Source organism: Pseudoduganella namucuonensis, from assembly GCF_900116645.1.
In the GTDB taxonomy this organism is placed as follows: Bacteria; Pseudomonadota; Gammaproteobacteria; order Burkholderiales; family Burkholderiaceae_D; genus Rugamonas; species Rugamonas namucuonensis.
The window spans coordinates 1-21837 of the sequence record NZ_FPBO01000062.1 but is presented as its reverse complement, the minus strand read 5'-3'; the positions used below and the strand labels follow the sequence as shown (position 1 = coordinate 21837).

General features: G+C 66.6%; 22 protein-coding genes and 1 pseudogene. 13 read left to right on the top strand and 10 right to left on the bottom strand.

All coding sequences use genetic code 11. The features are described 5' to 3' along the window. Nucleotides 1–818 (bottom strand): Rossmann-fold NAD(P)-binding domain-containing protein (locus BM436_RS34330; RefSeq protein ID WP_093561343.1); only part of this gene is annotated, 818 nt, incomplete at its 3' end. Nucleotides 819–1100: 282 nt separating this feature from the next. Between BM436_RS34330 and cysD the strand changes: the two genes are divergently transcribed. The 8 genes from cysD to BM436_RS34290 are packed head-to-tail and all read left to right on the top strand — an operon-like array spanning nt 1101 to nt 9304. Next, on the top strand, nt 1101–1997 hold the full coding sequence (gene cysD, locus BM436_RS34325; protein ID WP_093561341.1) for a sulfate adenylyltransferase subunit CysD: 897 nt from the start codon (nt 1101–1103) through the stop codon (nt 1995–1997). Beyond that, nucleotides 1997–3904, top strand: coding sequence for a sulfate adenylyltransferase subunit CysN (gene cysN, locus BM436_RS34320; protein WP_093561339.1), 1908 nt, complete (start codon nt 1997–1999; stop codon nt 3902–3904). Before cysD ends, cysN begins: the two co-directional genes overlap by 1 nt. A 49-nt stretch (nt 3905–3953) precedes the next feature. Beyond that, a complete protein-coding gene (locus tag BM436_RS34315; protein WP_093561337.1) occupies nt 3954–4685 on the top strand; it encodes an SDR family NAD(P)-dependent oxidoreductase in 732 nt (243 codons plus the stop codon). A 16-nt stretch (nt 4686–4701) separates the two neighbouring features. After that, entirely contained in the window at nt 4702–5817 is a 1116-nt protein-coding gene (locus BM436_RS34310; protein WP_093561335.1) for a DUF1214 domain-containing protein, read from the top strand. Next, entirely contained in the window at nt 5810–7003 is a 1194-nt protein-coding gene (locus BM436_RS34305) for a sulfotransferase family protein (RefSeq protein WP_093561333.1), read from the top strand. The genes BM436_RS34310 and BM436_RS34305 overlap by 8 nt, the downstream gene beginning before the upstream one ends. A gap of 28 nt (nt 7004–7031) precedes the next feature. Further along, the gene (locus BM436_RS34300; protein WP_093561331.1) at nt 7032–7820 is read left to right on the top strand and encodes an SDR family oxidoreductase; all 789 of its coding nucleotides are present in this window, start codon (nt 7032–7034) and stop codon (nt 7818–7820) included. Nucleotides 7821–7836: 16 nt separating this feature from the next. After that, on the top strand, nt 7837–8313 hold the full coding sequence (locus BM436_RS34295; protein WP_093561329.1) for an SRPBCC domain-containing protein: 477 nt from the start codon (nt 7837–7839) through the stop codon (nt 8311–8313). A gap of 19 nt (nt 8314–8332) precedes the next feature. Further along, nucleotides 8333–9304, top strand: a complete 972-nt coding sequence (locus tag BM436_RS34290) for an acetyltransferase (protein ID WP_093561327.1) — start codon at nt 8333–8335, stop codon at nt 9302–9304. 39 nt (nt 9305–9343) lie between these two features. On the opposite strand, the gene dmpG is transcribed toward BM436_RS34290, so the two are convergent. From dmpG to BM436_RS34270, 4 genes are read right to left on the bottom strand one after another with little or no spacing between them, the layout of a single operon-like run. Further along, the gene (gene dmpG, locus BM436_RS34285; RefSeq protein ID WP_093561325.1) at nt 9344–10375 is read right to left on the bottom strand and encodes a 4-hydroxy-2-oxovalerate aldolase; all 1032 of its coding nucleotides are present in this window, start codon (nt 10373–10375) and stop codon (nt 9344–9346) included. Between the two features lie 9 nt (nt 10376–10384). Next, nucleotides 10385–11296, bottom strand: a complete 912-nt coding sequence (locus BM436_RS34280; RefSeq protein ID WP_093561323.1) for an acetaldehyde dehydrogenase (acetylating) — start codon at nt 11294–11296, stop codon at nt 10385–10387. 28 nt (nt 11297–11324) lie between these two features. Next, nucleotides 11325–12128, bottom strand: coding sequence for a fumarylacetoacetate hydrolase family protein (locus BM436_RS34275; protein ID WP_093561321.1), 804 nt, complete (start codon nt 12126–12128; stop codon nt 11325–11327). An 11-nt stretch (nt 12129–12139) separates the two neighbouring features. Next, nucleotides 12140–12970 carry an alpha/beta fold hydrolase gene (locus BM436_RS34270; protein WP_093561319.1) on the bottom strand — a complete coding sequence of 277 codons (831 nt, stop codon included), beginning with the start codon at nt 12968–12970 and terminating at the stop codon, nt 12140–12142. A gap of 193 nt (nt 12971–13163) precedes the next feature. Here BM436_RS34270 and BM436_RS34265 point away from each other — a divergent pair, with 193 nt between their 5' ends. Further along, nucleotides 13164–13949: an SDR family oxidoreductase gene (locus tag BM436_RS34265; protein WP_093561317.1), complete on the top strand. Its 786-nt coding sequence runs from the start codon at nt 13164–13166 to the stop codon at nt 13947–13949. 95 nt (nt 13950–14044) lie between these two features. Here the strand turns inward: BM436_RS34265 and BM436_RS34260 are convergent, their stop codons facing one another. Together BM436_RS34260 and BM436_RS34255 are read right to left on the bottom strand one after the other, a co-directional pair. Then, on the bottom strand, nt 14045–15238 hold the full coding sequence (locus tag BM436_RS34260; protein WP_093561315.1) for an MFS transporter: 1194 nt from the start codon (nt 15236–15238) through the stop codon (nt 14045–14047). A 252-nt stretch (nt 15239–15490) separates the two neighbouring features. Beyond that, entirely contained in the window at nt 15491–16666 is a 1176-nt protein-coding gene (locus BM436_RS34255; RefSeq protein ID WP_177307795.1) for a helix-turn-helix transcriptional regulator, read from the bottom strand. Nucleotides 16667–17011: 345 nt separating this feature from the next. Here BM436_RS34255 and BM436_RS34250 point away from each other — a divergent pair, with 345 nt between their 5' ends. Together BM436_RS34250 and BM436_RS34245 are read left to right on the top strand one after the other, a co-directional pair. Next, nucleotides 17012–17215, top strand: coding sequence for a type II toxin-antitoxin system VapB family antitoxin (locus BM436_RS34250; protein ID WP_093561311.1), 204 nt, complete (start codon nt 17012–17014; stop codon nt 17213–17215). Next, nucleotides 17212–17595, top strand: coding sequence for a type II toxin-antitoxin system VapC family toxin (locus tag BM436_RS34245; RefSeq protein ID WP_093561309.1), 384 nt, complete (start codon nt 17212–17214; stop codon nt 17593–17595). Before BM436_RS34250 ends, BM436_RS34245 begins: the two co-directional genes overlap by 4 nt. Nucleotides 17596–17613: 18 nt before the next feature. Here the strand turns inward: BM436_RS34245 and BM436_RS38250 are convergent. Further along, nucleotides 17614–17781 (bottom strand): annotated as a pseudogene (locus BM436_RS38250) (SDR family NAD(P)-dependent oxidoreductase); the annotation flags it as partial. Nucleotides 17782–17954: 173 nt separating this feature from the next. Then, entirely contained in the window at nt 17955–18101 is a 147-nt protein-coding gene (locus BM436_RS37375; RefSeq protein ID WP_177307793.1) for a hypothetical protein, read from the bottom strand. A 61-nt stretch (nt 18102–18162) separates the two neighbouring features. Here BM436_RS37375 and BM436_RS34235 point away from each other — a divergent pair, with 61 nt between their 5' ends. After that, on the top strand, nt 18163–19011 hold the full coding sequence (locus tag BM436_RS34235; RefSeq protein WP_093561307.1) for a 3-hydroxybutyryl-CoA dehydrogenase: 849 nt from the start codon (nt 18163–18165) through the stop codon (nt 19009–19011). Here BM436_RS34235 and BM436_RS34230 read toward each other — a convergent pair. Then, a complete protein-coding gene (locus tag BM436_RS34230) occupies nt 19008–20102 on the bottom strand; it encodes an AraC family transcriptional regulator (RefSeq protein WP_307667066.1) in 1095 nt (364 codons plus the stop codon). The two genes, BM436_RS34235 and BM436_RS34230, sit on opposite strands and share 4 nt — an antisense overlap. A gap of 78 nt (nt 20103–20180) precedes the next feature. Between BM436_RS34230 and BM436_RS34225 the strand changes: the two genes are divergently transcribed. Next, nucleotides 20181–21837 (top strand): cobalamin-dependent protein (locus BM436_RS34225; protein ID WP_177307791.1); only part of this gene is annotated, 1657 nt, incomplete at its 3' end.

The window sequence follows — 21837 nt, the reverse complement described above, 5'->3', positions numbered from 1 at the left end:
TCCTCGGAGATCAACACGGGCGCGGGACGGCCCGGGATCAGCGCGGTGGTGATGACGATGTCGGCCAGCTTGGCGCGCTCGTGCACCAGTTCGGCCTGGCGCTTCATCCAGTCCGCCGGCATCGGGCGGGCGTAGCCGCCCACGCCCTTGGCGATCTCTTTCTCCTCGTCGGTCAGGAAGGGCACGTCGATGAACTTGGCGCCCAGCGACTCCACCTGCTCCTTGACGGGCGGGCGCACGTCGGACGCCTCGATCACCGCGCCCAGGCGCTTGGCCGTCGCGATGGCCTGCAGGCCCGCCACGCCCACGCCCATGATCAGCACGCGCGCCGCTTTCACGGTGCCGGCCGCCGTCATCAGCATCGGCATGAAGCGCTGGTAGGTGTTGGCGCCCACCATCACCGCCTTGTAGCCGGCGATGTTGGCCTGCGAGGACAGCACGTCCATCGACTGCGCGCGCGTGATGCGCGGCACGGCCTCCAGCGCGAAGGCCTGCAGCCCGGCGGCGGCCATGGCCGCGTTGTTGTCCGCGTCGAAGGGGTTCAGCATGCCGATGACCACCGTTCCCGGCTTGATCAGCGCGCGTTCCTCGGCGTTGGGCGCACGGACCTTCAGCACCACGTCGGCGCCGTAGGCCTCGGCCGCGCTGGCGATGGTGGCGCCGGCCGCGGCGTACGCCTCGTCGCTGACCGATGCCGCCAGGCCGGCGCCCGACTGCACGAGGATCGCATGTTTGGCCGCGAGTTTTTTGACCGTCTCGGGCGTCGCCGCGACACGGGTTTCTCCCTGTCTCGATTCGGCGGGAATACCGATTTTCATGGTTGTCCTTTAGGTGGGTTGGTTGCGCTGCGCATCGGCGTTTCGGCGCCAGCTTCGTTCCAACTATAAGCCCGATGCCCCATTTTTCGCATCGTCTCTTCAGACTAAAAACGCGGAGGCGGCCGCGCGCCGAAAAGTCTTAATCCAGTTGGACGATGACTGCGCGACGGCGCGTCTAGTACCTTGGGGACCAATGCAGCACGGGTTTGATGAAAGGGCGGAGTTGCCGCCCCCGTGGAGTTCCACGATCGTCCGGCATGCCATCAATAAAGGAGAAGGATAATGTTGACACACCTTCAGCGTCTCGAAGCGGAGAGCATTCAGATCATGCGCGAGGTCGTCGCTGAATGCGAAAATCCGGTGATGCTGTATTCCATCGGCAAGGACAGCGCGGTCATGCTGCACCTGGCGATGAAAGCGTTCTACCCGTCCAAACCGCCGTTCAAGCTGCTGCACGTCGACACCACCTGGAAGTTCCGCGAGATGATCGCCTTCCGCGACCAGATGGCCGACAAGCTTGGAATGGACCTGCTGGTCCATATCAATCCCGAGGGCGTCGAGAAGGGGATCAATCCGTTCACGCACGGTTCGGCCATCCACACCGACATCTGGAAAACCGAGGGGCTCAAGCAGGCCCTGGACAAGCACGGCTTCGACGCCGCCTTCGGCGGGGCCCGCCGCGACGAGGAAAAGTCGCGCGCCAAGGAACGCATTTTCTCGATCCGCTCGGCGCAGCACCGCTGGGATCCCAAGATGCAGCGGCCTGAGCTGTGGCGCGTCTATAACGCCCGCAAGAACCCGGGCGAGAGCATCCGCGTGTTCCCGATTTCGAACTGGACCGAGCTGGACATCTGGCAATACATCTACCTCAACAACGTGCCCATCGTGCCGCTGTACTTCGCCAAGGAGCGCCCGGTGGTGGAACGTGACGGCGTGCTGATCATGGTCGACGACGAGCGCATGCCGCTCAAGCCGGGCGAGGTGCCGCGGATGAAGAAGGTGCGCTTCCGCACGCTGGGCTGCTACCCGCTGACGGGCGCGGTCGAAAGCGAGGCCGACAATCTGACGGCGATCATCCAGGAGATGCTGCTGGCCCGCACCTCCGAACGCCAGGGCCGCGTGATCGACCACGATTCGGTCGGATCGATGGAAAAGAAAAAACAGGAGGGCTATTTCTAATGGCACACGTTTCCGACATGATTGCCGATGACATCGTGCAATACCTGCATTCCCATGAAAAGAAGAGCATGCTGCGCTTCATCACTTGCGGCAGCGTCGACGACGGCAAGAGCACCCTGATCGGGCGCCTGCTGTACGAATCGAAGATGCTGTTCGAGGACCAGCTCAGCCAACTGGAGGCCGATTCGAAAAAGGTCGGCACGCAAGGCGGCGATCTCGATTTCGCCTTGCTGGTGGACGGCCTGTCCGCCGAGCGCGAGCAGGGCATCACCATCGACGTCGCCTACCGCTTCTTCTCGACCGACAAGCGCAAGTTCATCGTGGCCGACACGCCTGGCCACGAACAGTACACGCGCAACATGTTCACCGGCGCCTCCACGGCGGACGTGGCGGTGATCCTGATCGATGGCCGCAAGGGCGTGCTGACGCAGACCCGGCGCCACAGCTACCTGGTGTCGCTGATCGGCATCCGCCACGTGGTGCTGGCGATTAACAAGCTGGACATGGTGGACTATTCGCAGGAAGTGTTCGAGCGCATCGACGCCGAGTACCGCGCCTTCGCCGCGCAACTGGGGCTGGACAACATCGTGTCGATCCCGATGTCCGCGCTGAGGGGCGACAATATCACCGAGCACAGCGCCAACACGCCCTGGTACCACGGCCCGACCCTGATGGGGCACCTGGAATCGGTGGAAGTGGCCGAGGGCGCCGAGCAAAGCGGGCCGTTCCGCTTCCCGGTGCAATGGGTCAACCGGCCGAACCTCGACTTCCGCGGTTATTCCGGCACCATCGTCGGCGGCGGCGTCAAGCTGGGCGACCGCCTGCGCGTACTGCCGTCGGGCCGCGAAAGCAATGTGGCGCGCATCGTCACGCAGGATGGCGACCTGGAGACCGCCGCCAGCGGCCAGGCGGTGACGCTGACGCTGACCGACGAGATCGACATCAGCCGGGGCGACATCCTGGCCACGGTGGAGGCGCCGGCCGGTGTGGCGGACCAGTTCGAATCCACCATCGTCTGGATGGCGGAGGAAGCGATGATTCCCGGCCGCCCCTACCTGCTCAAGATCGGCACCAAGACCGTTACCGTCAACAGCGCGCCGCCCAAGTACAAGGTCAACGTCAACACGCTCGAGCACCTGGCGGCGAAAAAGCTGGAGCTGAACGAGATCGGCGTCTGCAACCTCAATCTGGACCAGGCGATCGCCTTCGACCCCTACAAAGAGAACCGCGACACGGGCGGCTTCATCCTGATCGACCGCCTGACCAACAGCACGGTGGGCGCCGGCCTGCTGCACTTCGCGTTGCGCCGCTCGCAGAATATCCATTGGCAAGCCATCGACGTCAACAAGCAGGCGCATGCCACGCTGAAGGCGCAGAAGCCCTGCGTGCTGTGGTTCACCGGCCTGTCCGGCGCCGGCAAGTCGACCATCGCCAACATGGTCGAGAAGCGCCTGCACGCGCTGGGCAAACACACCTATCTGCTCGATGGCGACAATGTGCGCCATGGCCTGAACAAGGATCTCGGCTTCTCCGAGGAGGACCGGGTCGAGAACATCCGCCGGGTCGGCGAGGTGGCGCGCCTGATGGTGGATGCGGGCCTGGTCACGCTGGTGTCCTTCATCTCGCCGTTCCGTTCCGAACGCAAGATGTCGCGCGACCTGGTGGCGGCCGACGAGTTCTTCGAGGTCTTCGTGGACACGCCGATCGGCGTGGCCGAGCAGCGCGATCCGAAGGGGCTGTACCGCAAGGCGCGGCGCGGTGAGCTGAAGAATTTCACGGGCATCGACTCGCCGTACGAGGCGCCGGAAAACCCGGAGATCCGCATCGACACCACCGACAAGACACCCGAGCAGGCGGCCGAGCTGATCATCGCGCGGCTGGTCGAGGCGGGCGTGCTGGAGCGCTAGCGCCGGAATGGCCCCGTCGCGTGGCGGGGCCTCAGTGAAAGGAGAGTAAATGAACAGCGCAGCAAGGTTCGACTTTGACGGTGCGAGGGTGGTGGTCACCGGCGGCACCAGCGGCATCGGCCGCGCGACCGCGCAAGCGTTCGCCGCGGCCGGCGCCCGGGTGACGGTCAGCGGCACCCGCCCGGACATCGCCGCTTACGACGGTTGCGACGCGGCCTGGCGCTACCTGCCGTTGCGGCTGGAGTGCGACGATTCGATCGCGCGCTTCGTCGACGCGGTGGGCGAGGTCGACATCCTCGTCAACAACGCCGGCCATGTGATGCCGTCGGCCAGCTTCGCCGAGTGTGTGAGGGTCAACCTGAACGCGGTGCACGCGGTGAGCGAGGGCTTGCACGGGCGCCTGCGCGGCAGCGCTCTGCCGGGCGGCGCCAGCATCGTCAATCTGGCGTCGATGATGTCCATCTTCGGCAGTCCGCACCTGCCGGGTTACGGCGCGGCCAAGGCCGGCGTGGTGCAGCTGACAATGTCGCTCGCCGCCGGCTGGGCGGCGGACGGCATCCGCGTCAACGCGATCGCCGCCGGTTCGACGCCGACGGCGATGACGGCGCGCTACGCCGAGGATCCCGCCATCGCGGCCCAGGTCAACGCGAAAACCCCGCTGGGACGCTGGGCCAGGCCGGAGGAGATGGCCGCGCCCATCCTGTTCCTGTGTTCGTCGGCGGCCAGCTTCATCACCGGCCATACGCTGGTGGTGGACGGCGGCTATTCCATCATCGACTAGGCTAAGGAAGGCAACCATGGACGACAGCGCAATGCCCGGGGACGACGTCGGCCGCGCGTGGGAACGGTTCGGCGACATCGTCAAACGCGCCGGCGCGCAGATCACGCGGCCGGAGGCGCCTTCGGACGCCTTCAGCCGGGCCGAGGGCTACCGTTACCTCAGCCGGCTGCTGCGCATCGGCCTGGAAATGTATGTCGAGTCCGGCGATCCGGACTTCCCGGTATTCATCGTGCCCTCGCACGAGACCGCCAAGATCGGCGCCGACAATCCCGACAACCTGTACCAGGTCGCCCGCATCAGCGGTGCGCGCGAGTACCGGGTGATGGGCCAGCGTGGCAGCGTGGCCTATCTGAACTTCAGCACCAAGTCGGGCGGCTACGACAGCAACGGCAAGCTGGAGCCGACCGGCTTCATCGACGCGCACCGCATGCGTTTCGAGGCGGACGGCAGCTTCGAACTGATTTTGAGCGCGCGCCCCCACGCGGGCAACTGGCTGCCGTTGGCGGCCGATACCAGCCAACTGCTGATACGCCAGACCTTCCTGGACCGCCGCGCCGAGCAACCGGCCCGGCTGCGCATTGAACGCATCGACGCCGGCGCCCGCCCGGCCGCGCTGGCGCCGGCGCGGCTGGCGGACAATTTATTGAAGGCGGCGCACTTTGTCGAAAACACGGCGCGCCTGTTCGCCGACTGGGCCCAGGGCTTTCAGCGGCACGCCAACGCATTGCCGCCCGCCGACCAGATGGTCTGCCGCGCCGCCGGCGGCGATCCCAACGTGTTTTTCTACCATTCGTTCTGGTCGCTGGAGGAGGACGAGGCGCTACTGATCGAGGTGGCGCGCATCCCCGACTGCGACTACTGGAACATACAAGTCAACAACTATTGGATGGAGTCGCTGGACTACCGCTATTTCGATATTTGTCTCAACAAGCATAGCGCCGTCCTCAACCCGGATGGCAGCCTGACGCTGGTACTGGCGCACGCCGATCCCGGCCTGCCGAACTGGTTGGAGACGGCCGGACATCGCGTCGGCACCATGTGCTTCCGCTGGATAGGCGCGCCGGAACAGGTGCACCCGCTGTGCCGGGTAGTGAAACTCACGGAACTCAAAGGAAATACACACCATGGATAAGCAATCAGTCGCGTTGGAATCACAGGCCCTGTTGGCCGAAGCGAGCCGCCGCAGCGCGGGCCTCGCCGAATTCGGGGATCCCAGCTTCCGCGCCGGGCTGGAAGTGCTGCTGCGCTCGGTCAACGAGGAGGCGCAACTGTCCGACGCCGGACGTGCCCTGTTCGCCGAGCGCATCGTCGAAAGCCTGTGCAACCGGCTCACGCTCGAGGCCTATTGCGCGCGCCACCCCGAGATATTGAACGAGGCCATCGAAAGGCCGGTCGTCATCGTCGGCCTGCCGCGCACCGGCACCACCATGCTGCACCGCATCCTGGCGCGCGACCCCCGCTTTTACACGGCGAACTACTGGGAGGTGCGTTTCCCGTCGCCGTTCCCCGGCGCCGCGCCGGACGCGCCCGATCCACGCATCGCGGCCGCCAAGACCGAGGTCGGCATGATGATCCAGGCCATGCCGGAGCTGCTGGCCATGCATCCGCTCGATGCCGAGTTGCCCGACGAGGAAGTGATCCTGATGGAGCACTCCTTCCTGAGCGCGATGGACGCCTACGCCAATCTGCCCGGCTACGTCGCCTGGCTGGGCCGGCAGGACCAGACCCCCGCCTATGCCTACCTGAAGCGCCAGCTCCAGTTCCTGCAATGGCAAAAGCGCCAGCGCGGGGAGGTGGCGCAGCGCTGGATCCTGAAGAGCCCGCACCATGTGCACGCCATGCCCACCCTGTTCAAGGTGTTCCCCGATGTGCAGGTGATCCAGACCCACCGCGACCCGCTGCAAACCATTCCGTCCATGGGCAGCTTCGCCTACACCATCTGGCGCGTCTACAGCGACGTGGCCGATCCGGCCAAGGCCGGACGCCTGTGGGCGGACAAATTCGCCGCCGGCATGCGCAACTCGATGGCTTTCCGCGACGGCATGCCGGCCGCGCGCTTCCTCGACGTCTGGTACCTGGACGCGGTGACCAAGCCGATCGAGGTGGCCGAGTCGGTCTACCCCTTCCTGGGCATGGAACTGGGGAGCGAGGTGCGCCAGCGCATGCTGGACTGGATGGAGCTGAGCCGCCGCGACCAACGCGCCGCGCACCAGTATTCGATCGAAAAAATGGGCCTCACGCTGGCGGGCCTGGAGCGCGACTTCGCGGGCTACCGCGCGCGCTACATCCTGCCCCGTCAGGCCGGCGCGGCCGCCTGAACGCGATAGATAACCACAAGGAGGAGACATGCTGCTCAAGGACAAAATAGTGATCATTTCGGGCATCGGGCCGGGACTCGGTGTGAAGCTGGCGGTGGAGGCGGCGCGCGAGGGCGCGCGGGCCGTCGTGCTGGCCGCGCGGGGCGCCGACAAGCTGGACGACGCCGAGGCGCGCATCCGCGCCGTGGGCAATGAATGCAGGGTGCTGAAGGTGGCCACCGACATCGGCCAGGCCGACCAGTGCCGGCGCCTGGTGGAGGAGACGATGCGGCATTTCGGCCGCATCGACGCGCTGGTCAACAGCGCCTACACGGCGGGCAACGTGACCGAGGCGGTTGAATCGGCCGATCTGGCTGGCTGGCGTGGCGTGTTCGAGACCAATCTGTTCGGCACCATGCAGCTGACCCAGGCGGTCGTGCCGCACATGAAGGCGACCGGCGGCGCGATCGCCATGATCAACAGCATGGTGATCAGGAAGGCCTTGCCGGGCCAGGCGGCCTACGCCTGCTCCAAGGGCGCGCTGGCCACCGCCGTGAAATACCTGGCGAAGGAACTGGGCCAGCACGGCATTCGCGTCAACAGCGTGTTGATGGGCTGGATGTGGGGCGCGCCGGTACAGGGCTTCATTCCGCACATGGCGGCGGCCCAGGGCGTCAGCGAGGAGGAAGTGGTGGCGCGGGTGGCCGCCAATATCCCCTTGGGATACATCCCCACCGACGACGAATGCGCGCGCGCCGCCCTGTTCATGGTGTCGGACTACGCGCGCGCGGTCACCGGTGCCGCGCTGGACGTCAACGGCGGCGAATTCATGTTGTGAGATTGGGAGCGATCAAATGAGCAAAGCGGAAAATATCATCACCTCGATCAAGGTCGAGATCGACGCCCCGGCGTCGCTGGTGTGGCAGGTGCTGGTGGACCTGCCGCGTTACCACGAGTGGAACCCGTTCACGGTGCGGGTCGAGTCATCGCTGGTGGTCGGCGCGCCGGTGGACCTGTACGTACCGAATCCGGCCACGCCGGGCGAGAACCTGCGCATCGTCGAATACATCGCCGCGGTGGAGCCGGAGCGCCTGCTGTCGTGGGAGCAGCGGCCCACGGCGGAATCCAAGGACGCGGCGCGGCGCGACCAGTATGTGGAAGCGCTGGGGCCGGAACGCAGTTCCTACGTCACCACGGACATCTTCCTGGGCGTCAATGCGGACGAGATCACCAAGAACTTCGGGGCCTGGGTCAAGCACAGCTTCGACGCGGTGGCGCTGGGCGTCAAACAGCGCGCCGAGGCGCTGCACGCTGCGCGGCGCGCGGCGTGAAAGCGGAGGTGCGACTTCCATGACCCATTTCTATGCCTTTAACGGCGACGCCGACGGCTTGTGCGCGCTGCAGCAGTTGCGGCTGGCCGATGCCGGCGCCCTGGCCGAGACCCGTCTGATCACGGGCGTGAAGCGCGACATCGCCTTGCTGGCGCGCGTGCCGGCCGGCGAGGGTGACCAGGTGACGGTGCTGGACATTTCGCTGGACCAGAACCGCGAAGCCCTGGACGGCCTGCTGGCGCGCGGCGCAGGCGTGCGCTATTTCGACCACCATTTCAGCGGCGCGCTGCCGGAATCACCCCACTTCACCTCGTATATCGACGAGGCGCCGGACGTGTGCACCGCTATCCTGGTCGACCGCCATCTGGGCGGGCGCCACCGCAAGTGGGCCATCGCCGCCGCCTACGGCGACAGCCTGCCGAAAGTGGGCGCGGCGATGGCGGCCGAGGCGGGACTGGACCAGCAGGCCACGGCCACGCTGCGCGACCTGGGCACCTACCTGAACTACAACGCCTACGGCGAGAGCATCGCCGATCTCCATATCGATCCGCACGCGCTGGCCGGGCTGATCCTGCCCTATGAGGATCCACTCGCCTTTGCGCGCGATTCCGGCGCCTATGCCACGCTGAGCGATGGCTACAACGCCGATATGGCGCGCGCCCGCCAGCTCAAGCCGGCGTTGCAGGAAGCCGGGGCCACCGTGATGCTGTTGCCGGACGCCGCCTGGGCCAAGCGGGCCAGCGGCGTGTTCGCCAATGAGCTGGCGCGTTCGCTGCCGGGCAGCGCGCTGGCCATGCTGTCGCCCAACGCGGCCGGCGGCTTCGTGGTCAGCCTGCGGGTACCGGCCGATGGCAAGGTGGCGGCCGACGCGTTCTGCCGGCGCTATCCGACCGGTGGCGGACGCAAGCTCGCGGCCGGCATCAACCACTTGCCGGCCGATGAACTCGACCGTTTCACCGCCGCGTTCGCGGACTGCTACCGTAGCTCCTGAAGCAACACCCATCCGGCCTGGCCGGATGGGCCTCCCTCCTTAGCCGATCAGGCCGCGCGCCCGCGCCAGCGTCATCGCCGTGTCCTCGATCATGTCCTCCTGTCCCCCCACCATGCCGCGCCGGCCCAGCTCAAGCAGCAGTTCGCGCGCCGGCACGCCGTACTTGGCCTCGGCGCGCTTGGCGAACAGCAGGAACGACGAGTACACGCCGGCATAGCCCAGCGTGAGCGCGTCGCGGTCGATGCGGATCGCGTGGTCCATCAGCGGCACCACCAGATCCTCGGCCACGTCGGAGATCTTGAACACGTCCACGCCGGTCTCTATGCCCATGCGGGCGCACACCGCCACCAGCACCTCCATCGGCGTGTTGCCGGCGCCGGCGCCCAGTCCCGCCGCCGCCGCGTCGATGCGGTTGGCCCCATACTCGACCGCGACGATGGAGTTGGCCACGCCCATCGCCATGTTGTGGTGGCCGTGGAAGCCAAGTTCGGTTTCAGGCTTCAACTTCTCGCGCAGCAGGCCGATGCGCGCCTTCACATCCTCCGGCAGCATGTAGCCGGCCGAGTCGGTGCAGTAGATGCAGTTGGCGCCGTAGGATTCCATCAGGCGGGCCTGGTCCAGGATCTGTTCCGGACTGCTCATGTGGGCCATCATCAGGAAGCCCACGGTGTCCAGCCCCAGCTTGCGCGACAGGCCGATATGCTGCTCCGAGACGTCGGCCTCGGTGCAATGGGTGGCGACCCGTATCGTGTGCACGCCCAGCTCGCGCGCCATCAGCAGGTGGTCGATGGTGCCGATGCCGGGGATCAGCAGGGCGGACACCTTGGCCTGCTTCATCAGCGGGATCACCGCGCCCAGGTATTCCTCGTCCGAGTGGGCCGGGAAGCCGTAATTGACGGACGAGCCGCCCAGGCCGTCGCCGTGGGTGACCTCGATCAGCGGCACGCCGGCCTGGTCCAGCCCCTGGGCGACGCTGCGCATCTGTTCCAGCGACATCTGGTGGCGCTTGGGATGCATGCCGTCGCGCAGGGTCATGTCATGGACGAGGATTTTTTTTCGTTCTTGGGTCATGGTGCTTCCTTAGGCCGCTGCGGGCTCGAGTGAAAGGGTTCCGTTGATGAGCTGTTCGGCGAACATCTCGGCCGTGCGCGCGGCGGCGGCGGTCATGATGTCCAGGTTGCCGGCGTAGGTTGGCAAGTAGTCGCCCAGGCCCTCGACCTCCATGTACACCGAGACGCGCTTGCCGTCGAACACGGGCCCGTTCACCAGGCGGTAGCCGGGAACGTAGCGTTGCACCTCCTTGATCATCGCGTGCACCGAGTCGGTGATGGCGTCGCGTCGCGGCTCGTCCTCGGTCAGGCAGTGGATGGTGTCGCGCATGATCAGCGGCGGCTCGGCCGGATTGATGACGATGATCGCCTTGCCGGTTTTGGCGCCGCCGACTTTTTCGATGGCGCCGGCGGTGGTGCGGGTGAATTCGTCGATGTTCTTGCGGGTGCCCGGTCCCACCGAGCGCGAGGAGACGGACGCCACGATCTCGCCGTAGCCGACCGGCTGCACGCGCGAGATCGCCGCCACCATCGGTATCGTCGCCTGGCCGCCGCAGGTGACCATGTTGACGTTCATGGCGCGCTTGCCGAGCAGCTCGGCAAGATTGACCGGCGGCACGCAGAACGGGCCGATCGCGGCCGGCGTCAAGTCGATCACCAGCACGCCGAGCGCGTTGAGTTTGGCCGAGGTGGCCGCGTGCGCATAGGCCGAGGTGGCGTCGAAGGCGATCTGGACACCGTCTTCCAGCACATGCGGCAGCAGGCCGTCGACGCCGCCGGCGGTCACCTTCAGTCCCATCTGTTCGGCCCGTTTCAGGCCTTCCGACTGGGGATCGATGCCCACCATCCAGACCGGTTCCAGCACCGGGCTGCGTTGCAACTTGTAGAGCAGATCGGTGCCGATGTTGCCGGGCCCGATCAAGGCGCATTTGATTTTCTTCATTTTCGACTTTCGTGGTGACGCGGGATGGTTATTCGGAGAATCGGATGGAGGCGCCGCCCATGCCGGCGATGCTCAGCTCGAAATGGTCGCCCGCGACGGCCGGCGCCAGCGGCACGAGCGAGCCGGACAGGATCAGTTCGCCCTTGCGGAAGGGGATGCCGAAACGGCCCAGCGTGTTGGCCAGCCAGGCGACCGCCTCCGCCGGATGTCCCTGCACGGCCGAGCCCAGGCCGCTGGAGATGCGCTCGCCGTTGCGGCGCATGACCAGTTCGGCGGCGGCCAGGTCCAGCGCGCGGGGATCGGTGCGCGTTTCGCCGATGACGAACACGCCGCACGATGCGTTGTCGGCCACCGTATCCTCGATGCGGATGCGCCAGTCGCGGATGCGCGAATCGACGATCTCGAAGCAGGGCATGACGGCCTCGGTGGCGGCCAGCACATCACGCGCGGTGATGCCGGGGCCGTTCAGGTCCTGGCCCAGCAGGAAGGCGATCTCGCCTTCCGCGCGCGGCTGTATCAGCCCGGCCGCGCGCAGGCTGACGGTCGCGCCGTCCGGATAGGCCATGGTGTCGGTGAGAAAGCCGAAATCCGGCTGGTGCACGTTCAGCATTTGCTGGACGGCCGCGCTGGTGACGCCGATCTTTTTGCCGATCACGCGTTCGCCGGCGGCGAGCCGCCGCTCCAGCATGCGCAGCGAGACATGGTAGGCGTCGTCGATGGTGATTTGCGGGTGGCGCTCGGTCAGCGGCGCCAGCGTGGCGCCGCCGCGCAGGGCCGCGTACAGTTCGTCGGCCAGCGCGGCGATCAGGTCAGGGGAGATATTGGCGGTCATCGGGGTCTCGGTCAGTCGTGGTTGAGGAAGTCAATGCAGTTGCGGTCGAACATGGCGCGGTGCTCCACCATGACCCAGTGGCCGCACTGGTTGACCAGCATAAAGCGGGCGTTGGGGCACTGCCGGGCCACCTTCAGCGCGCCGCCCGGGGGGCAGAAGAGGTCGTTCATGCCCCAGAAACCCAGCACCGGGCAGGTGATCTCGCCCAGGCGCTCGCTCAGGTTGGGTACGCGCATGGTGGACAGCACGCCGCGCGGCTGCAGCGCGCACACGCCGACGCGCTCGGCCAGCAGCGCGTCGTCGATCAGCTCCTTGTCGTACAGCAGCAGCGAGAGCAGATGGCGCATGCCCTCGGTGTCGATGGCGCCGCCGGCGAAGGACGCCACCATGTCCTGGATGCCCCGCATCTGGAAGTAGGTCTCCCGTTCCTCCAGGCCGCCGGGCGCCATCAGGATCAGCTTGCTCACCGCCCGCGGATGGTCCAGCGCGTATTGCATCGCGATCGCGCCGCCCAGTGAATTGCCCAGCAGCACGCAGCGTTCGATGCCCAGTTGGTCGAGGAATTCGCGCAGGGCGGAGACGAAGAAGGCGAGCACGTACTCGACGTCCTCCGGCTTGGAGGACAGGCCGTAGCCGGGCAGGTCGGGCACGATGACGCGGTAGCCCTGTTCGGCGAAGCGGGGGTAATTCAGTTTGAAGTTGCTGTAGCCGCTGGCGCCGGGGCCGCTGCCGTGAATGAACACCACCGGCGGGCCGTCCCCGGCCTCGTGGTAGTGGATGTCCAGTCCGCCGGCGGTGTGGACGAATTTGCCCATCGGGATGGGGGAGGGGATGCTTGCCATTGTCGGTCCTCGGAGTTGGGCGGCGCAACGCGTGGCCGCGGGATGATGGCTGCCATCTTCGCGTAAGAGCGCTTCGCGAAGCATCGTCCATCCAGACTAAAACCCGCTGTCGTGGTCCATTCAGACGACGACAGCGGGACGCCGTTGCACTAGGCTCGGGAGCAGGCTCATTCAACAACCGAGGAGAATCAACGTGGACAATGACAAGCAATACGCCGGCAAGGTGGTACTGGTGACGGGCGGTGGAAAAGGCGTGGGACGGGGCATTTCGGAATGCTATCTGGCGGCGGGCGCGACCGTCGTCATCTGCGGGCGTGGCGAGCCCGAAACGCTGCCTTGCGTGGATGGGCGCGGCGCCACCTTCCACAGGGCCGATTTGCGGGAACTGGACGCCATCGAGCTCCTGTTCAAGACCATCATCGAGACGCATGGCCGGCTCGATGTGCTGGTCAACAATGCCGGCGGCACGCCATACGCGCTGGCGGCGGACGCCTCGCCGCGGTTTCACGAGGGGATGATCAGGCTGAATCTGACTTCGCCGCTGCTGATGGCCTTGCAGGCGAACGCCATCATGCAGCGGCAGGAAGGCGGCGGCGCGATCGTGTTCGTTGGAAGCGTCAGCGCCTCCCGCCCATCGCCGGGCAGCGCGACCTACGGCGCGGCGAAGGCCGGTATCGTCAGCCTGACGCAATCGCTGGCGGTGGAGTGGGCGCCGGCCGTGCGCGTGGTCGCCGTCAGTCCGGGCCTGGTGCATACCGAGCAGTCCGACCTGCATTACGGCGACGCCAGCGGATTGGCGGCGGTGGCCCAGACCATTCCGCTGGGACGCCTGGCCACGCCGCGCGATATCGGCGACGCCTGCGTGTACGTGTCGTCCGCCAAGGCCGGCTACGTCAGCGGGGTCAACTTGCTGGTGCATGGCGGCGGGGAGCGGCCGGCCTTCCTCTCGGCCGCGAACGTCAACAAGTCGGACAAGTAGGGCAAGCAGGGCAAGCAGGGCAAGGGCGGCGGGAGCGGCTCGCCGGCTCGCTCGTGTTTCCGGCCGGCGGCCGTGGCCCGGCGCCCGCCTTGTGTTTAGTCCGCGCTTAGTGCCGGCTTGGGGCCGGCGAGCAGATGGCCCACGGCCAGGGCTCCGGCCAGGGCCAGCAGGATCAGGCCCGCGGCCAGGAAGGCGTGGCCGGTGCCCATCGACTGCCGGATCGGGTTCAGCACCAGCGGATTGAGGAACTGTCCCAGGAACACGGCGCTGAGCACCAGGCCGACCGCGCGCGGCTGCATGGACTTGGGCGCGCGCGCCAGCACCAGCGACAGCGTGACCGGCTCGACCAGGCCCGCGCCTATGCCGATCAGCGCGAAGCACACGGCGATCGGCAGTGCGCCGTGCAAGGCGAAGATGGCCGATGCGCCGACGCCCATGCAAAGCGCCGTCACCAGCGTCAGCGCCTGGATGCTCAGGTAGCGCCGCAAGTAGCCGAAGCTGGCCGAGGCGATGGCCGCGGACAGCGACGAGGAGGCGATCACCACGCCCTGGGTGGCGGCGCTGGCTATGCCTTCCGCCTGCAGCAGGAACGGACCCTGGATACCCGGCAGGAAGACGCCGATCACCAGGACGATGGTCAGCAGATACGACGGCCACAGCAGGCGAAGCGGACTCAACAAACTATGCTCGTGCCGCGCCGCGCGGCTTTCGCTGACCGCGCCCCATGCGAGGGCCAGCACGGGCAGGCTCGCAGCGTAGAGCGCGAACGGTCCGCGCCAGCCGAAACGGTCGACCAGGGCGCCGCCGGCGGTGAGCGCGATCATGGCGGCCACCGCCGCCGCCGCCCCCGCGAAGCCCAATATGCGTTCGCGCTGCGCCTCCGGATAGTCTCCGGCCAGCGAGAACGAGACGGTCAGGATGGCGCCACCAGCCAGGCCCAGCAACAGCCGGGAGGCGATCAGCATGATGGCGCCTGGCGCCAGCAGCGCGGCCATGCCGGCCGCCGCGAACAGCGCCAGCGCGGCCAACAGCACGGCGCGCCTGCCCACCCGTTCCGCGACGATGCCGGTGATGGTGGCGCTTAATATCAGCAGTACGGCCGGTATCGTCATGACCAGTTGCGCGAACAGCGCGCCATCGCCGCCGGGGGCGAAGTGCGCGGCCATCGCCGGCATGGCGGGCGCCGCGGCCATGGGGATCAGCGCGATCAGGGCGGGGCCGGTGACGATGACGACGCTCTTGGCCGTGGTGTTGGCGTCGGACGCGTCCGGATGGTGTGGGGTGGGCATGCTAGTCTCCTGTGCGCCGGTGCGGGGCGCGGTGGGCGCCGCTCGGCGCGTTGGACGCCGCGCCGGCGGGCATTCATTGCGAAGTTACGATGGCGTGCGCCGCGATGGCGCCCGTCCCGGTGGTGTAGGCTGCGCGCAGGCGCGGGCCATGCGCCATTGCAAACCATATGCGGCCGGCGCGCATCGTCTGATTGGAGTAAACGGGCGCCGCCGCGAGCACCGCACGCGGGCGCCGCGGCGCTTCAATGCCGGTCAGTTCAGCGTCATGACGCTGTTCAGCAGCACGTGCACCAGGGCGGTCTGGCGGGTGACGCCGGTCTTGGAGAAAATCGAACGCAGTTGCGCGCGGACGGTGTTTTTGCGGATGCCCAATACCTCGGCCGCTTCGTCCAGCGTCTTGCCACTGCTGAGCAGCAGCGCCAGCTCGGCTTCCGCCGGAGTGAAATCGAACAGGCGGCGCAGGACGGCGGTGGAGGCGTCGGACTTGCGGTCCGGGTCGCGCAGATACACCACCACGGCGGGGCGATGCCGGCCCTCCGACCATTCATTGAGCGGGATCGCATTGACGACGACCCCGAGCTTGGAGCGGCCCGATGGGCGGGTCAGCGCCACCGCCTCGGTCAGGCGTGGCGCGGCGCCGGCGGGCGACGGGGCGAGCGCCTTGGCGATCAGGCGTTGCAGTTCCTGGTTTTCGGCGCTCAGATAGGTCGCCACCAATCCGCCCTGGCGGAGTTCGAGCCCATCCTTTTCGGCCAGCATGTCTTGCGCCACGCTATTGACGCGCAGCAAAGTCAACGTTTCGTCGAACAACAAGGTGCCCACCATCATGCGGTCGACGGTGGAGGAGTACAGTTCGCGCTCGGACGTCAGCAAGTCCAGGCGGGTGTGCAGATGCACGGCCCGATTGAAATGCGGCAGCGTCAATTGCGCCAGCGCCATGTCCTCGTCCGTGAATTTTCCGGCCGAGAGCGGGCGGCATACGCGGAAACGGCAATCGACGCCGCCGCGCGTGCGGAAGTTCGCCCCCATGATGTAGCGGATGTCGGCCGGTTGCACGAACTGCAGGAAGAATTCGCTGGAGGTCCAGTGTTCGGCGCCTATCAGGTCGTCGACCGTGGTGATGCGGCTTTCAGCCAATCCCACGAAGGGATCGAGCGCGTAGCCGTAGTCGTAGTAGTCGGAAGGGGTGACGATGGGTTGTCCGCCGGACGCGCGTATCGTCAGGCCGCGCTCCTGCGCGGAGGTCGGGCGCAGGATCAGGAGCGCGTGGTTGGCCGAGAAAAGCAGACGGATCTCTTCCAGCGCGGCTTGCCACGGAATGGACTCCATGGGACCTTCGTAGATGAGACCAACCAGCCGGTCCCACGTCTCGTAATCGATCGCCGGGGGCAGCCGGTGCTGTCCCGCCTGAATTGCCTTGCTTTCCATGGTCTCCTGCGTTGTTGTTGTCGTACCCGCGCCGCGGACTTTCATGCTGAACAGTAACGCGAGTGGCCTGAATAGGCAACCGATTCCCCCGCTGGCGTGCCCGAACTGCCTTGGTACGCCGGACAGAGGAGCAATGGCGTGACAATACTTGGCGGGCGCCGGCGCGCAGTATAGCTCCCAGGCTGCGCGGATACTGTCGGGCTGCGGTCCATTTTTTGCGCGCGCGAGGAAAGGTGCGGGGTTCGCATGGCACTCGCCAGTTCAAGGCGAATTCTTCCGCATACCGCCTTGTGATGATGCGTGATTGGATACATAATTACATCACCATTGATTCTGGAGACATCCATGAGGACCACGGTCACCATCGACGACGAACTGTACAACAAGGCCTTGGAGGTCGCGGACCCGTCCATGGACAAGGCCGACCTCTTCCGGGAAGCCATCAAGACCTTCGTACGCGTGCGCGCCGCCAAGCGGTTGGCGGCGTTGGGTGGCGCGGCGCCAGAAATGGCCGAGATACCTCGCCACAGGCCAGAGCCAGCCCAATGAGCGGCGTACTGATCGATACCTCCGTCTGGGTCGATCACTTCCGGCGCCGCAACGACACGCTCGCGGTGCTGCTCGAACAGGATTTGGCGCTCTCGCATCCCATGGTGATCGGGGAGATCGCGTGCGGCACGCCACCGGCGCCAAGGGCGCAAACGCTGGACGATCTCGGCCTTTTGCCATCGAGCCAGCAGGCCGGGGTGCGGGAAACCATCGGGTTCATTGAACGCGAAGCGCTGTACGGGACGGGATGCGGGCTGGTCGATCTCGTCTTGCTCGCCTCGACACTGATGACGCCGGGTGCAAAGCTGTGGAGCCTGGATAGGCGCCTCGATGCGCTGGCCCAACGTTTTGGCGTGGCGTTCCGCATGGCAGTGCCTTGAAGGCATGACGTCACACCCCAGCGCCGCATCGACAAGGTCTTCAACTTCCATCACATCGGGCACTTTGCCGATGCCGCCACCGGCGCGGTCGTATATCTCGGTGCGCGTGGCCGCGGGCAGCACTGCCTGGACATACACACCCTTCGACGTCACCTCCGCGGCGAGGCTCTGCGATAGCGTCAACACATCGCGCGCTTGTACCAGTCGTTTTTCGGCGCACCCGTGAGCAACACGCCGCTGGCCACTTTGGTGTTCGCGGCGGCGGATGTCGAGCGTCCCTTCCTGCAGCGCAGGCTGCAGGATGAAGGAAGCACATTCCAGCTGGTACTGGACACCGTGCGCGATTCACTGGCACGCCATTACCTGCGCACCACCGAAATGTCGAGCGCTGAGGATTGGCTCGGGCTTTGTGCGCGCCTGTTGGCGTCGACGCTGACGACGTCCGGTGTTTTGGCGTGGCCTGCCGCATGCCCAAACCGCTCGCGTGGATTGGATTTTTTCGCCATGGACTACGCCGCGGACCGGCTCCTATACTGCTGCAAATCTGGCCAACAAGGGAGCGGTGCAATGACGATACAGAGCGTGGGCGTGGTGGGGGCGGGGACGATGGGCAACGGCATCGCGCAAGTGTGCGCGTTGGCCGGGCTGGATGTGGTGATGGTCGACATCAGCGACGCCGCGCTGGAGCGGGGCAGGGCGGCCATCGGCGCCAGCCTGGAGCGCATGGTGTCCAAGGGCAAGCTCGATGTGCCGGCACGCGACAGTGCGCTGGCGCGCATATCCTGCGGCACCGCTTACGAGGCGCTGGCGCGGCAGGACCTGGTGATCGAGGCGGCCACCGAAAACGAAGCGCTCAAGCTGCGCATACTGGGCCAGCTGGACGCCCTGCTGAAACCGGAAGCCATGCTCGCCACCAACACGTCGTCGCTGTCGGTGACCCGGCTGGCCGCGGCGACCCGGCGCGCGGACCGCGTCATCGGCATGCATTTCTTCAATCCGGTGCCGCTGATGGCGTTGGTCGAGCTGGTGCGGGGCATACACACTTCCGACGCCACGGCCGCCGCGGTCACCGAATTGAGCCGCCGCATCGGCAAAACCCCGGTCGCGGCCGGCAACCGGCCCGGCTTCGTGGTCAACCGCATCCTGGTGCCGATGATTAACGAGGCCATCTTCGCCTTGCAGGAAGGGCTGGCCTCGGCGGAGGACATCGACAACGGCATGAAGCTGGGCTGCAACCAGCCCATCGGGCCGCTGGCGCTGGCCGACCTGATCGGTCTGGACACCCTGCTCGCCGTGCTTGTATCGTTCCAGGACGGCTTCGGCGACCCGAAATACCGCCCGGCGCCGCTGCTGCGCGAGATGGTGGATGCCGGGACGCTGGGACGCAAGAGCGGGCGCGGTTTTTACCAGTACTAGGCCGGCGGCTCCGCGCCCTCGAGCATGCGCTGCCGGTAGGACTGCGGCCCGGCCCCGGTCCACTTCTTGAACGCGCGGTGGAAGGCGCTGGGTTCGGCGAAACCCAGCTCGGCCGCGATCTCGGCCACGTTCAACGCGCTGTTGCGGAGGTAGTCGATGGCGAGATCGCGCCTGAGCTGATCCTTGATCGACTGGAAGGACTCGCCCTCGTCCTCCAGCCGGCGCCGCAGCGTGGACGGCGCCTTGTGCATCTGCTGCGCCAGCGTCTCGAAGTCTGGCCATTCGGTGCGCGCCAGGCTGGCCAGGCGGCGCCGCACGCGGGCCGCCATGCCGTCACGGTTGCGGTACTTGAGTACGATATTGGCGGGCGCGCCGCGCACGAAGGCGCCCAGCGTGCCGGCGTTTTGCACCACCGGCAGGGCCAGGCAAGCGCTGTCGAACGAGAGACGGGTGGCGTCGCTGCCGAAATGGAGGTCGTCGCAGTACATGCGGCGGTATTCGGCGCTGCGCGACGGCTCGGCATAGGAGAAGTCGGCGCGCAGCACCCGTATCCGGCGTCCGGCCAGCCAGCAGAGGATGCCGTGTATGAGCATCAACAGCGTTTCGTAACCGAACACGGGCGGCGATCCGCCGCGGCGGTCGCGGATCACAAGGTCGGCCCGGCCGCCCCCGATCTCGAGCGCGCAGTGGAAATCGTCGAGCAACATGTTGAAGAAGCGTGTCATCGTCCGCAAGCCATCGCCCAGCGTGGCGCTATGGACCACGGTCTGGCACAGTAGGGCGAAACTGCCCACCTTCATGCGGCGGCTGTCCTGGCCGAACAATTCATCGTCCAGCACGCGCGCGACCGCCAGCCAGAGGCTGCTGAAGGCGGCCGCCGAGACCCTGGCCTGGGGCGTGGCCAGCAGAGCAGGCTCCAGGCCAGCCTCCCGCAGCACGGGGCCAACGTCGACGCCGCGCGCGATCAACGATTCCAGCGCGCTGTGCACAAAATAGATAGAAACACTGCCTTTTTCCATGCCGCTACTGTAGCGCAGATGGTACGACGCCGCATGGCAGAAATTCGCACCCGCTTCGGTGTTTTTGGGCATGGCGTGGCGCTGGAGGACTTTTTATACTCGTCCCACGACTTCCAGTGCCTTTCATGATAAATAGATAAGAAACTAGCCATGACCGATCTTTCGATTACCGACAACCTGGCGGCGTACACGCTGGCCAACAAGGTACGTTTCGTCACCGCCGCCTCGCTGTTCGACGGCCACGACGCCTCGATCAACATCATGCGCCGCATCCTGCAGTCGAACGGCGTGGAAGTGGTGCACCTGGGCCACAACCGCTCGGTGGACGAGGTGGTCACGGCCGCGCTGGCGGAGGACGTGCAGGGCATCGCCATCTCCAGCTACCAGGGCGGCCATGTCGAATACTTCAAGTACATGCTGGACCTGCTGCGCCAGCGCGGCGGCGCCCACATCAAGGTGTTCGGCGGCGGCGGCGGCGTGATCGTGCCGGAGGAGATCGCCGACCTGCACGCCTACGGCGTGACCCGCATCTTCAGCCCGGAGGACGGCCAGCGCATGGGCCTGGTCGGCATGATCCAGTGGATGGTCGAGCAATGCGACATCGACCTGTCCCAGTACTCTCCGACGGCGCTGGCGCCGCTGCGCGAGGGCCCCATCGCGGATCGCCACCGCCCGCTGGCCCAGCTGATCACGGCGCTGGAGAACGACAAGGCCTCCCCGGCGCTGCGCGCCGAACTGCTGGCCGCCGCCGAGGGCCTGCCGGTGCCCACGTTGGGCATCACCGGCACCGGCGGCGCCGGCAAGTCCTCGCTGACCGACGAACTGATACGCCGCATCCGCCTGGACCAGGGCGACGCGCTGAACATCGCGGTGATCTCGATCGACCCGTCGCGCCGCAAATCCGGCGGCGCGCTGCTGGGCGACCGCATCCGCATGAACGCCATCAACCCGTGGGCAGGCCAAAGCAGGGTCTTCATGCGCTCGCTGGCCACGCGCGAAGCCGGTTCCGAGATCTCGCAGGCGCTGCCGGACGTGATCGCCGCGTGCAAGGTCGCCGGCTTCGACCTGGTGATCGTGGAGACTTCCGGCATCGGCCAGGGCGACGCCGCCATCGTGCCGCACGTGGACGTGTCCATGTACGTGATGACGCCGGAATTCGGCGCCGCCTCGCAGCTGGAGAAGATCGACATGCTCGACTTCGCCGACTTCATCGCCATCAACAAGTTCGACCGCAAGGGCGCGCAGGACGCGTTGCGCGACGTGGCCAAGCAATACCAGCGCAACCGCGAGCTGTGGAACCAGCGCCCCGAGGAGATGCCGGTGTTCGGCACCCAGGCTTCGCGCTTCAACGACGACGGCGTCACCGCCCTGTACCAGGGCCTGCTGCCCAAGCTGGCGCAATTCGGCATGAAGACGCAAGCCGGCGTGCTGCCGGTGGAAACGGTGCGTTTCAGCAGCGGCAGGAACGTGATCGTGCCGCCGGCGCGGGCGCGCTACCTGGCCGAGATCTCGGACACGGTGCGCGGCTACCACAAGAACACGGCGAAACAGGTGAAACTGGCGCGCGAACGCCAGCAGTTGCGGGAATCGAAGCGCATGCTGGCCGCCGCCAAGGCGGGCCTGGACCTGGGCGCCGATTTCGACGAACTGATCGCGGAGCGCGACGGCGCCATGGAGGCCGGCGCGAAAAAACTGCTGGCGCAATGGCCGGACATGCAGGCCGCCTACGCCGGCGACGACTACGTGGTGAAAATCCGCGACAAGGAGCTGCGCACCCGGCTGGTCTCGCACACGCTGTCCGGCACCA